Source organism: Rhodanobacter koreensis, from assembly GCF_054782855.1.
This window is the reverse complement of record NZ_BAAGRR010000012.1, coordinates 280,377-293,509: the sequence shown is the minus strand read 5'-3', so window position 1 is coordinate 293,509 and position 13,133 is coordinate 280,377. Positions and strand designations below refer to the sequence as shown.

At 59.2% G+C, this 13,133-nt stretch carries 7 protein-coding genes; 4 read left to right on the top strand and 3 right to left on the bottom strand.

All coding sequences use genetic code 11. The features are described 5' to 3' along the window. Positions 1-6: 6 nt before the first annotated feature. Positions 7-4,839 carry an RHS repeat domain-containing protein gene (locus tag ACYVKM_RS14870; RefSeq protein ID WP_460878396.1) on the bottom strand — a complete coding sequence of 1,611 codons (4,833 nt, stop codon included), beginning with the start codon at positions 4,837-4,839 and terminating at the stop codon, positions 7-9. Positions 4,840-5,495: 656 nt separating this feature from the next. On the opposite strand from ACYVKM_RS14870, the gene ACYVKM_RS14865 reads away from it, so the two are divergent. The 4 genes from ACYVKM_RS14865 to ACYVKM_RS14850 all read left to right on the top strand — a co-directional run bounded on the left by ACYVKM_RS14865 (position 5,496) and on the right by ACYVKM_RS14850 (position 8,452). Further along, complete coding sequence (locus ACYVKM_RS14865) at positions 5,496-5,747, top strand: hypothetical protein (protein WP_460878395.1); 252 nt, start codon at positions 5,496-5,498, stop codon at positions 5,745-5,747. Between the two features lie 100 nt (positions 5,748-5,847). After that, complete coding sequence (locus tag ACYVKM_RS14860; protein ID WP_460878394.1) at positions 5,848-5,988, top strand: benenodin family lasso peptide; 141 nt, start codon at positions 5,848-5,850, stop codon at positions 5,986-5,988. Between the two features lie 44 nt (positions 5,989-6,032). Then, on the top strand, positions 6,033-6,710 hold the full coding sequence (locus tag ACYVKM_RS14855; protein WP_460878393.1) for a lasso peptide biosynthesis B2 protein: 678 nt from the start codon (positions 6,033-6,035) through the stop codon (positions 6,708-6,710). After that, positions 6,710-8,452 (top strand): asparagine synthase-related protein, encoded by a 1,743-nt coding sequence (locus ACYVKM_RS14850; RefSeq protein WP_460878392.1) that lies wholly within the window; start codon positions 6,710-6,712, stop codon positions 8,450-8,452. Before ACYVKM_RS14855 ends, ACYVKM_RS14850 begins: the two co-directional genes overlap by 1 nt. Here the strand turns inward: ACYVKM_RS14850 and ACYVKM_RS14845 are convergent. Next, positions 8,449-10,521, bottom strand: a complete 2,073-nt coding sequence (locus ACYVKM_RS14845) for an Atxe2 family lasso peptide isopeptidase (RefSeq protein WP_460878391.1) — start codon at positions 10,519-10,521, stop codon at positions 8,449-8,451. The genes ACYVKM_RS14850 and ACYVKM_RS14845 overlap by 4 nt on opposite strands. Positions 10,522-10,596: 75 nt before the next feature. Further along, complete coding sequence (locus ACYVKM_RS14840; RefSeq protein ID WP_460878390.1) at positions 10,597-12,921, bottom strand: TonB-dependent receptor plug domain-containing protein; 2,325 nt, start codon at positions 12,919-12,921, stop codon at positions 10,597-10,599. Positions 12,922-13,133 lie beyond the last annotated feature (212 nt).

The window sequence follows — 13,133 nt, the reverse complement described above, 5'->3', positions numbered from 1 at the left end:
CTACTCCTAATTATTCCCAGCCGCTGTCGAGGTCGATGTTTGTGTGATCGGAGGAGGCGGGGACGGAGAAGTAGCATCTGTAGACGACGGCTGCGCCTCTTTAAGAATTGTCAGCCCTCGATTCGCTTGCTCAGCCTGCTCGACAGACCGAACTGCTGCTTCTGTGCCTTTCGCTGTGGCCTTCAACATACCAAATGCGCCTGCTGTAAGTACGTTCCCAGCACGCGGCCAAGTCGGGGCAAGAAGGAACGCGCCAAACGCAGCCGATACGTCGACTACACCTGCCCCCGCTGCCACAGGAGGTAGGTCTGCCGCAGTTGCATACGCAACTGCTGTGGCCCCCAAACTAACTTTGTCCAAACCCTTTGCGGTATCAACTCGGCTAGGTAGGCTTGTGTTTGTGTAATCCGAAATACTTGAACCTGATCCTTGCGCTAGAAATTCTTGCGCACCTACTGCGGAAGGGACTCTCTGTATCGTGCCGTTCATATTGACCGAAATACATTGAACGACTGAGCAAGCATCGGTGCTTTGCCGTCCATCCGGATCAGTATGCATGACCGGATTGTTGTTCGCATACGCATACCGATTGAAGCTGTAGACGTTGCCCGGGCTCGGCGCGATTGGATCCACGCTGAGCATGTGCCCTAGCGGATCGTAGAAACGCGCCTGCATGTACACAAACGCCGTCTCCGGATCACGCACATGCCCAGTGAAGCCCGGCTGGGTCTGATTTGGCCCGCTGTACAGGGCACCGTACGGCTCATAAATCGGAGTCGCCGTTATAGTGCCACTGGTGTTAGTCTCTCGCACCGAGCTGCCCAGACGGTCGGTCAGGAGGTAAGTGATTGTGCTGCCCTGATGGCGCGCGATCAGCTTACCGTCGAGGTAGATATAATTTGTGCCCAGACCGCTGGTGGCATCGTAGGCGTACATCAGCTGACCAGCGTGATTATAGAAGCTGAAAGTGGACGCTCCCGTACCGGTCAAAGTCTTTTCTACCCGTCGACCCGCGGCGTCGTAGGCATAGCTAGCCGTACCCGACACGGTCAGCAATTGGTTCTTTGCGTCGAACGTGTAGCTCGTTGTACTGCCGTTATAGGTCAGCCCACTGCGGTTGCCGCGCGCGTCGTTCTGGTAGGTCACGAACAATGAGTTGCCAATCGTTAAGCTGGTTAGGCGATTGTTCGCATCGATATTCATGTTGTACGGCCAACCGTTGCCCACGTTTTGGCGCAGATTGTTGAGTGCGTCATAGGCGTAGGTTTGTGTGCCCCATTCATTCGGTGCACTTGCCGAGGTCAACCGATTCAGTGCGTCATACCCCAGCGTCTGGGTGTTCTGGCCGTTGACCAGGTCGGTGATCGATGTGAGGTTAGCATCCTTGTCATAGACATATGCTTCGTTCAGGCGCGGTGTACCACCTAAGGCATAACTGAGATTGGACTGCAACTGGCGTACGTTTTGCTGCACAAGGGCCGTGATGCCATTGCCGAGCGTATAACCTTGCACGTTGCCATCGGGGAAATACTGCACACCGCTGGCGTAGCTTCCCGCCTGCGTGGGACGGCCCAACGCATCAGGGGCATAGAGGATGCTCTCGCTGGTACTCCCGGGGTAACCGATGGCCGAGAGGTGATCGTAGGCATCGTATCCATAGCCAACGCCCCATGCACTTTGGCCACTCACCCACAAGGCCTCTCCGGTGATCTGACCCCGTGTGTTGTAGACAGCCCACCAGACGTTATTGCCCGAGGTGGCGCTGGCGGTATGGCCCAACGGGTCATAGGTGTAGGTGGTGCTCTGCGTACCCGTTGGCGGCGTGATGGTTAGCACCCGATTCATCGCGTCGTAGGTGCGCGCGGTCTGGGCCGCAGCAGTGGCCTGAGCCTGGCCGCAGCCGGTGCCGGTAATGGCCAGGCCCGCCGCGCTCCATGCCACGTTATTGGCGCCGTCGTAGCTCATTACGGTGCTGCCGCTCTCTGGCTCAGTGCTGCGACACAGCCGGTGGTAGCTGTCATAGGTCAGCGTCTTGGTTACGCTGTCGTTCTCGGTGCCGTAAAGGCCCGACTGGGTGATCGACAGCGGATTGCCGTACACGTCACGGGCAATCGTCTGGGTAATGCCGGCAGGCGCCAGCACCTGGATCACGGCGCTATCGCTGGGCTGATCGAACACCTGGTAGTAGGACGTGGTGACGTTGCCCTTGGGATCGGTGAGCTGCTGGCCGGCACCGACCAGGTATGCGATGGTTGTGGTCAATGTGCCCAGTTCGGAATCCTGCTGGCTTTGGGTCAATCGCTCCAGTGCATCATAGGTAGAGTGCGTGCCGGCAGTAATGGCAGACAGGGCCGGCGCACCAGCTACTGGATAGGAGGTAAAGGTGGTCTCACCTTGCCAGTCGTAGGCATCAGCAGTACTTATGTCCGAGTTGGCAGTCCCGATGATCGACGTGTCACTGAGCAGCGGACGCAGCATCGCATCGAAATACGTCACCGTGGACGCATTGCCGGTGGTAGTCGTGCGTCGCCAGTGACCCGTGCCGGAACTGTCGACCCCGCGCTCGTTACTGGCGACAAACACATAGCTAAAGGCGGTCGGAGACCAGTGGGCGCTGTCGACATTGCTATTGTAGGGATAGGTAATACCGGTGATCCGTCCTACCGAATCGTAGGAATAGCTGGTGGTATAGCCAGCCTGGTCGGTCAGGCTGCTGATCTGGCCGAAATCATCCACGACCAGACTCTCGCTGGTATTGTCCGGATAACTGATCGATTGCGGGATACCTCGGTAATAATTACCCAGGGTGGTCGTGTGGTTGTTTCCGTCGGTGAAACTAGCCAGCTGCCCGGCGCTGTTGAAGGTGTAATTCATCAGCGTCTCGCCAAAGCGCGCGCGTGATTTCAGCGTGTCGTTCGAGTAGTAGGTGTTGGACGATTCCACCTCGCCGGTGCCCACGTTGGTCACTGTCTGGGGCAAGCCCAAGACCCAGAGATTCGTGTCGTTGAGGTAGGTCGTGGTCTCCTCGATCGGTTGCTGCCCGGCGATTGAGTTGTAACGCTTCACATCCGTGGCTTGCGCGTAGGGGTTGAACGCCGCCGCATACCAGGTATACGTGTCACCACTGTTCTGAGTGATCTGGCGCTGCTGGAGTGGCGATACTTCCGTGACTTGCGCTTGGTTGGTGCGCGTTTGGATGTCGAATCCATATTCCGCTGGCCACGGGCCGCCCGTAGGGTTGGCGTAGGTGTTAACCTCCGAGCGAAGCAGCGAGGTGCCTGCGGCACCGCTGTAGTAATCCGTGCGTAGTAGTTGCCCTTCCGTAGCGTCGTAGCGATTGCTGAAGGTGTAGCGCACGTCGTGACCATCCGGGTCAACTACGTCCGTGTACACCGTGGATGGGCAGGTATTACTGCTTGCGCACGAATCGCTAAGCCAGCTCTGGTTGGGCGCCGAGTAGTTCCAAGTGAAGGTTTCCGTGGGAATGCCAGCCCCCGAGAGCACTTCCTTGGTCAATGAAAACTGGTAGTACGTATTCGGGATGGTGGCATAAGATTCCGAAGGCCCCCCTCCCGAAATGCCCCAGCAACTCTGGGGTACATAGGAACGCCCATGCAAGATGGGCGTTATGGTGAAGGTGGCCGTCAATCCCGAGGGATGGGTCATGTTGCCGGTCACAGCCTGGGAGAGCAAATTCGGCGCCGACTGACAGCTCGCATTTTGCGTCTGCAAAGTGGCCAATTCGAGATTGCCAATTTGGTACTTCCATGCGCTTCCATCGGGGAGTTGCACCCCACTCAGTGAAGGCATAGACGTATTGGCGCCGCTGTAGCTGTAAGTCCAAGTACGCGCCAGAGAAGAATTCGGCGACTGAAGAGTGGCGGTATAGATCAGCGAGGTGCCCGAAATATAGCTAAGGGTCAACGTCCGCCCATCACTCGCAACGATGCTGCTGAGGTTGTCACCATTCCAGTTATAGGTCAGCGTATTGCCAAAACGATCCTCGATCTGCGTGACATACATGGAGGCGTCGCGACGGGCCAAAATGTTGGTCGACCCCGCTGTCATGGGATGCACGCCTACGGCTCCGCCCGTGGCCGTAACCGGTTCTTGCAAATATGGCATGCCGCGATAGACCAGATGCGCGAAGGTATAGCGCGTACCATTCGGCGCAATCGCCAAGAACCCCTCGCCACCATCGCTTGCCGTGACGCCGCAAGAAATCATCCAGTCCTGTTTGGTGACGATAGGAAAGCTTGATCCACTGATGGTGGGCGTGTGCGAGCCGCTAATGCTCTCCAACAGAAGCTGGTCGCCATGCCCAGGAACAATCAAGTGATAGCCATACCACCATTGAGGTGGATTCCATGCATTACCCAGAACAAGCGGATTGACTGGCGGGGGTGCTCTGAACTGTGTGCACCGATCAAGATAGCCGGCACTTCCATTACTGAGGACAACCCATCCCAAGACGTTGGTTTGGAATCCCGTGTTTGTCTCAATACGAGGAATGTCAAGATCCCACTCGCCAAATGGGCGCTGTATACCATCGCTATCACTAGCATCTTCTGCCATCTTCAGTAATCGGCTCAACGTAAGCTCTGGACCGTTACCAGGCGCATTGATGTCGGTCACCTCAAAGGACAGCGCCCCGCTGTACAGATCCATCTGTTCACCAAAGGGGTGAGCCCCGAGTGGTTGGATCTCTTGATGGACAGTGATCAGGTTTTTGTATTCAGCCTCTGGGGTATTCGCACCAGCCGACTGCGCATGGCACCAGCCCGACAGCACCAGCATCAACGCTGCCCACAGGCAGCTTCCTTGCCAACGTGCACGCATCGTAATTGTCCCCATAAGCCTGCGCGTTGCGCGCCGACATGCTTTTACGATTAGTGAAACGGCACACAGGTGTCAACAAGCAAGTTTTTACGATACCGCCCGGAGTTAGCAGGGCCACGCTCCACCATGCTTCGCACACTTGGCCAGAGCTCTTGTGATCAATGTCAGCACGGTGATCAGGATGCGTAGCAAGTTCGGCGGCGCCCTTAGCTTTGTGTTGCGTCCGAGAAATCAGGGGCAGTCCAACCGACTCCGTTTTGGTGCTCTTACAGCTTTCCCCTTTTTCGGTTATCCAGCCGTAAAATATTGCGGATCTCTACGCAAGGGAGGGGGGAGGAGGGAGTTTATGAAGACCTGGATTCCCGCGAAAAGTCCGATCCTTTGCGTGACATAAAATCCTTGTACTTCCAACTCAGGAAACCACCCGCAGACATGGAGTTCAGCATATGGATGCAATCCACTCCAAGAGTGGATTCGTGTACGGAAGGTCAAACGCGCCCTGTGGTGAAGGCGCTACGCACCCGGGCAACGGATTGATCCGGCCATGCTCGCCGCAGAGATCCACACCAGCACGCTAGGCTTGGAAACAATGAATCCGGCACTCAGCAACATCAAGGGCGTGAAGTAACCGCTACGATCCGACGCCGACAAAACAAATGTCCGGCAATCTCCAAGGCTGTGTCGACGGTCAAAGCATAGATATTGGGCGCGGTCATCCGCACGCTCAGTCGATTCCCAACGGCATCGACGGCTTCGTCCCAGAATTCGGTCCGCTGATTCGCCCGGGTTTGGGCATCCGATCCGCCACCGAAAAGGCGGTCGACGGCCCGGTTGAGCAGGCGCTGCAGCCGAGGAGGCGTCGAAGCAGAGTCCGGCATGGCGAGACGACCATCACGCTTCCGAAATAATTACCGGATGACAGCACAATAATCATTTGAAAATCAAAATTTCCGATTCCTACGCTGCTCGCGTCATGGGACTGCCATGACGTAACCGCAGGAGATCGAGATGAACACGAACGAGAACATCCGTACCAACACGTCGGAAGACGTCATCGTGCTCGGCGTTGCCAGCGTCGAAACTCAGGGACCCACCGGCTCTACCGAGCCGAACGGCGGCCCGATCAATCCGGGGATTTCCGAAGACTAAACCCCAGGGCGCGCTGAAAAGCGCGCCCCTCCCGGGAGGCGACGATGACCTGGCATCTGAATGCGGACATATCGTTCTGCGAACTCGATGGCCGGCTGTTTTTCCTGGACATACAGCACGACCGCTACTTCCAACTGTCCAGGGCGCTGGAACACAGATTTCTCAGCTATCTGGAAGCTCCTGACGACGCGGACATCGACGTCGGTGGACTGGTCAAACACAGCCTGCTCTCGCAGACCACAGCGGTATCGCACGGAGGAACCGCAGCGGGCGTTGCCCTCCCGAGCCAGAGCACGCTTGAAACGCCCTGCCCCAACAGGCACGTCTCTCTCGATGTGGTGCGAGATGTCTTTCTTATCGTTGCCATAATGCGTTGGCAACTGAAAGTACGGCGCTTGAAGCCCATTCTCCAAGCCCTGAGCGATTACCGCCATACCAGAACATCGCCACTTGTCCAGGACGAAGCCGAATTCCAGAAACGCCTGTCGGAAGCCGCGACCGCCTTCAACCGCGTACGGCCCTACGTACCCATCGAAACCTGCTGTCTGATCGACTCATTGTCGATGGTCAGGTTCCTGGCCAAGCGTGGCCTGCATGCCCAGCTTGTCATGGGCGTGGCCTGCGATCCGTTTTCCGCCCATGCCTGGGTGCAGCACGGCCCGCTGGTATTGAACGAAACCGTGGGAACGGCCCAGGCCCATGTCCCTATTCGGGTGATCTGATGCCCTACCGCTACATCGCCTTGTCCGGCAACTTTGCCGGCAACCCGGAAGGCTCCGGATGGTCTATCGCAGATCCATTGCGTAACCTGGCCATGGAGTGCCGAGGCCGCGTGGGTTGCGTTGCACTGTTTGCAACCAAAGAGACCCCCGCCTTGCACTTACCCGGTGGCGGAATGCTTCTCGGCGACCTGTATGACAGGGATGGCAGGCCAGTCACGGATCTGGCGGTTCTTCAACATCTGCCGACACAGTCGGCACTTCGACAACATCTTCTCGACCGCTACTGGGGCGAGTACCTATTGTTCCTGCCTGCCGAGCAGCGTGCCGAGGGCACCACTCTCATGCGGGACCCATCCGGCGGCATGGCATGCGCTTACTCGCTGCAGAACGGGAACGGATTCATCACCTCCGACTTGGCGATCGCGTCAAAACTTGGCCTGCATCGCGATCAGATCGACTGGGACTTCGTGCGTCACTGCTTGATCTATCCGCACATGAAAATCTCCCGCACCGGTCTTGCCGGCATCAGCGAACTGCTCCCCGGCTGCATGCTTACACTCAATGGCGAGACAACATGCACCACGCTGGCTTGGTCCCCTTGGACCTTCGTCGCCCTTGCCCAGCGACATAGCGACCCCGTAGCGGCGGCGAAAACGATCAGAGAAGTCGTAGCCATGGTGGTCCAGGCCATGGCCGGGACCGATCGATCGCTGCTCCTTGAGCTCTCGGGCGGCCTGGATTCTTCGATCGTCGGCGCCAGCCTTGCGGGGGCGCGAGCGCGGGTCACCTGCTGCACCGCAGTCACGCCACTGCCCGGCGCCGACGAACGCCGATATGCCAGTCAGATCGCCGAGAAGCTTGGCGTCGAGCTCCTGCAACAACGGCTCGACTTCCATGCAGCAGACATCGATTTCCCGTTGCCGAGCCACTCACTGAGGCCAGCAGCCTGGGCACTGAGCCGAGCTGTTGCTCGCGCCATGGATGAAGAGGCAGGCCATCAAAACGTTCACAGCCATTTCTCCGGCAGCGGTGGCGATACGACCTTCTGTTATCTGACATCGGCTGCTCCAGCCGCCGACGCCTTTCGGGAACGCGGCCTAGCAGCGGGGTGCCACGCCATCATCGATCTGTCCAGGCTACATGGATGCACAGTGGCAAAAGCCTCACGGCTGACGCTAAGGAAGCTGTGCCTGCGCCCCAGACCGGCCTGCAAACCAGACTATTCATTGTTGGCACAGACTGACCTGGCTCCTGCTCTGGAACTACACCCATGGTTCAGTGCGCCAACGAATGCCCTTCCCGGCGATCGGGAACGGATCTTCGACCTCGCCGGCAACCAGATGTTTGCTGATGCCACGCTCCGAGCTGGTCACCGAAGGGTACGAATGCCGCTGCTCTCTCAACCAGTGATGGAGGCCTGCCTCCGCATCCCCTCCTGGATGTGGATATCGGGAGGCCAGAACCGGGCCGTAGCCCGATCCGCATTCGCCACGCAACTTCCGCAGGACGTGCTGGAGCGGCGCAGCAAGGGCACCTTTATGAACTACACCGCAGGGATATACAGCAGGAACAAAGAGACCATCCGCCGATTTCTTCTGGATGGCTATCTCCAGTCGCACGGCCTGCTGGATTCGCACAAGCTGAACCTGTTCTTGGACAGCCAACTGCCTGCTCGCGACCGTTCCTTCATACGCATATTCAACCTGTGCATGATCGAGAACTGGACCCGGAATCATGCCTAACTCCTAACCCGCGCCTTGCAAGCTGGAGCCGAGGACTGTGCCTGCCTTGTACGCTCCCGCAGGGCACGCCAATGCGCGTACTGGGCAGCCTTGGAAGGATCAGCATCCTCATACCCCTGCAACCAGAATCGAAACCAATCCACATTGCGCGTGTAAACCGCGAGCTTGTGCCTCGGCTGGAATTTCTGATGCGGCTCGTTGGGAAATACGTAAAGGTCCGCCATGCTCTTCGTGATCATGGGTATGACATAGTCGGTCGCCTGCATGTACTCCTGCTCGGACATCTGAAAGAGAACCGGTGCAGATATTCTGTCCAGGTTGTACGCCGGAGACAGCACATGCCATCGCGCTGGCGTTTCCTCCGGCGAGCCCAGCTTCCAGAGCTCCTTCAATCCGCGCGTAAACAAGTTCCCTTTCAGGGATCCAAACAGATAGTAATTGGGCGACACCGACACGGAACTGATTGAGGCAGCCGCCAGAAGCCGCGACTTCATGGCGGCCCACATCGTGACCTCGCTTCCGAAGCTCAATCCGCCCATGCCCACTTTGGTGCAATCGATCTCGCCGCTTGCCGACAGAAGTTTTACTACCCCTTCAACAGCGGCAACGCCGCTATCAAACCTGACGACGGGATCGACAACATAAGGAGCGGCATTGATGCAAAGCGCCGATATTCCGTACGCCGCCAAGCTCACGAACGGCCACTCATCGCCGATGCCACCACGCACGAATCCCGCGCATCGATAGTAGTCCACGAACAGCGGAGGCGCGGCTCCTGAAAGGTTCTTCGCTGCGTAGAACTGCCCCGTGAACAACTGGCCCTTCGCATCCTTCCAACGCAACAGCCTCACCGAGCCGGATCTCACCATCGTCTGTGCGAGCGCGGCGTTAGGGTCGAACAGGGTCTGGCGAGATCCCGTCTCCAGATCGACTCGTTCCAGGCGCGGCGGCTGACTGGCTGTCGCGCTCACACATACCATCGCGGCAAAGGAAGCCCCGCATTTGCTGGAAGCGTCCCGCCCACCATTGAGCAACCCGGGTGAATGCGCTACCGGAAGTACCGCACCGGATCTGACATTCCAGCGATAGATGGATTGCGCCCCTCCCACATCCGGATCTGAAACGGTAAACAGCACCTCATCGCTGTGGGGGCGCCATTGAATCCCCGTGATGGCTTTGCCGGTACACAATGCCGCCTCACACACCTTCTCACGCAAGCCATCGGGCAGCTTCGCCGACAACCTGACCTCCGGCTTGAAAAGCAAGCCGTTCCGCGCACCCATGCGGGTCAAGATGGCCACCCGATCGTCTTCCGGCGAACGCGACAGAACCCAGGCGTCGGGATATCGCTTTTCTGGATCGCCCACGTCGGTAGCGTCCAGATCCCGCGTTACCTGCTTCTGCAGATCCACTGCTTTCCAGTGATCGGGGACATCGGCCAGCAGTGAAACACGATCGAACCAGACCTTTCCGTAGCGCTGCGTCGCCATGCGCCCCTCGACATAACCGGAGCGGAAAAGTCCCTGACCAATCGGCACGGAAGCGTCGATGTGAATGCCCTGGTCGTACTCGGCCCGCTCCGCCGACCGGACCTCCTCGCGAGTCGCACCGATGCTGTACTTGAGCGCACGCCCGCCCTCGCTCAATACAAAATCGCGCACGTCCGCCGCGTCATGCGTCATGGGTTCCGCGCCCGAGCCGTCCGCCGCCGCACGCCACACATCGATCTTTCCGTCGAACAGGGCGCGGAAGTAGATCCAGCGATTGTCGGGGGACCACAGCACCTTGGAGGGCAACGATTCGCCCGCGGAGTCGCGCAACGGAACGCCGCCATCGGCGACGCGCCTGGGCCATGCATCACTCATGCCTTGCACGTACCACACAGTGTCGTAGGTATTTCGCTCCACCGACGCCTGCTCGACCCGAAACGCCACGCTGCGGCCGTCCGGCGACATCGTCGGACTCGCGATATCGGCCACCTCCAGAAGCTGACGAGGCGAAACGACGTCCGCATGGCAAATGGACACGAAAACCGCGAACAAGGCACCTGCAACGAGCAGGTGCCGCATGGCGCACTTCAACGTGGACATAGTTCCCCCTCTCCCGCGATCGGGGTGCCGGCCGCCACCGGCACCCGGCGAGCATCACCAGTGCTTGGACACAGACACGCTCAGAAAGCGGCCGACCGCTGAATAGTTGGTCGAGTCGTAAGGCGCATACGTCAACGAAGTGACCGCGTACAACGGCGGCGCACGATCGAGCAGGTTCTGTGCCGACAACTCCAAGGCCAGGTTCGACCATGCGTCGTCGCGCGCGCCGGTGTCGTAGCGCAGCGTGGCGTCGAAGGTAGTGAACGAGGCGCCCTTGCTGCCGTCGACAGTGTCGGTCACGCCGCTCTTGTAGTTGCCAAACAGCGAGGCGGTGAAGCCGCCCTGCTGCCAGACCGCACCGATTCGGCTGTTTATCCTGGCCGGGTAGAACAACGTGCCGGCCAGGTCGTAAGGGCTTTGCGCTGCTGTCAGAGCTTGAGTGCTGTCCAACCAACTGGCCGAGCCGCGGAACGTCAACTGCCCCGTACCCAAGTCGATTCGGTACGAACCTGACAGATCGATCCCCTTGATCTGTTGCTTGGATGCATTGACATACCGGCCATCGATGATCGCCACGACCTTGCTGGCGTCGTATGGCGTGCCAACGTAGTTGTAGAAGTTGCTGGTGCTTGCAAGCGCCGTCGCCTGCGCGGCCTCGGTCGGATCGTAATCGACGAAATCGGCGTACGTCTGATTGCCAAACACATCGTAAGTAGTGATGGGCTGCAGGATGCGCTGGGTATAGTCGACATCGAACCAGGTCAGTTCCATATCGAGTCCGGACAGCGCCTCCGGATGAAACGCCAAGGTGGTACTCCACGTCCGGGCTCGCTCCGGATGCAGGTTCGCGTTTCCACCCGCCAGCCACAACACCGTGGCATCCGTCGGATAACCGGCGCTCCCGAACGTCGCCGCCGGATAGTAAATGGCGGTCTGAGTGGAATACCGCTGCATGAGTGTGGGCGCCTTGAACGACTTGCCCCATGAGGTCTTCAACGAGAAATCGGCATTGGGCGAATAGGTCGCACCCAACTTGGGGGTGGTCACCGTGCCGTAATCGCCATCCTCAGTGCGGACCGCGCCTGTCAGCTCAAGTCGCTCGATCCCGCCGATGCCCTGCTCCGGCCCGACCAATGGCAGGCTCAACTCGGCATAGGCAAAGCGACTGCTCTCGTCGCCATCGGCGTTGATCGTGTTGCCGCTGATGTTCGAGTTCAGAAAGCTGTTGTATCGATAACCTGCACCGGTGGCCAACCTCGCCTCGCCCCCGGGCAGCGTGAACAAGGGTCCTTCCGCGCCTATCTCATAAGTCCGGCTTTTGTTGCTGTACGCGCCAAGGCTGTTTGCGGTGATGGCCCCTGTCACCCTGCTCACCGTCGGTTGGGCAAATGACGTCTTGTCTTTCCCTCCGGCCCCGTCGAGTGTGAGCGTCCAGTCATTCGGCAGCTGCACTTCGAGACTGGGCGCTATCAGGGTGGTATTCGTTCCTGCCTGGTAGGGGAAGTAAACGCTGGCGTAGGCCTGCGCCGTCATGATGTCACGCTCGCTCCTGAGCGCATCCAGTTGCAATTCGACGGCATCCCCCAACCACTGATGCAGGCTAAGCAAACCGCTGCGCAGATCGTTGTCCTGCCACAGCGTGGAAGGCCGGTACATCGATTTGGTGTAATCACGCTGGTCCGAGTAGATCGGATCGTTGGAGGTTTTCTCCCCCGCCACGATCAAGCCACCCGTGGCCCAGGTGGTGCCGGCGGTGGCGTTGTATTCACGCGTGATCAGCCCGCCGTCGGTGGCGCCGCCATAGCGCGTGCCGACGGTCACGCCATCGAAGTCGCGCTTGAGGATCACATTCGCCACGCCACCCACCGCATCGGAGCCATAGATGGCCGAGGCACCGTCCGGCACGATCTCCATGCGCTCCACGGCCTCGACAGGAATGGCGCTGATATCCACCGCCTGGGAAAACCCGCCATAGGACAAGCGACGACCGTTGAGCAGCGTCAAGGTAGCGTCCGGTCCCAAGCCGCGCAGATCGAGGCCCGAACCTCCCGTAATGTTTTGATCACTGGGGCCGCCTGCCGCTGCGCCTGCCGCGACACCCGGGTTCTGCCCGCCGGAGAAGTTCTGGGGCACGCTGCGGATCACCTCGCCGAGATCCGCGAAACCTTCCTGCTGGATCTGCTCGCTACCGATCGTGATGACCGACGATGGCGTGGTGCCACCGCGGATGCGCGTGCCGGTGACGGTCACGGTCTGCAGGTTGGTTGTCGCTGGCGCTGCGGACTTGTCGGTCGACTTTTTCGGCTGCGTCTTGGCCGGTGCCTTGGTCACTGGCGCCCTACCCTGCGCAGTCGTGTCTGTCGTGGCGTCCTGGGCCATGGCCCACTCGCCCGTGCCGGGGCCGACGATGAGCAAGGCGATGGAAATGGCGGTGCGTAGCGTGCTTGTCTTCATGCTTCCTTTCCCCTTGGTTGGCCCTCTTGGTCTGCCGATCCGGTGGTGATCCGGAGTTGGCAAAGTCGTCGGGCAAGATCTGTTTCGTGCATGGCTTACGCCGATGGCGCGTCGAGCCGATCAGTCGCAAGCTCTAC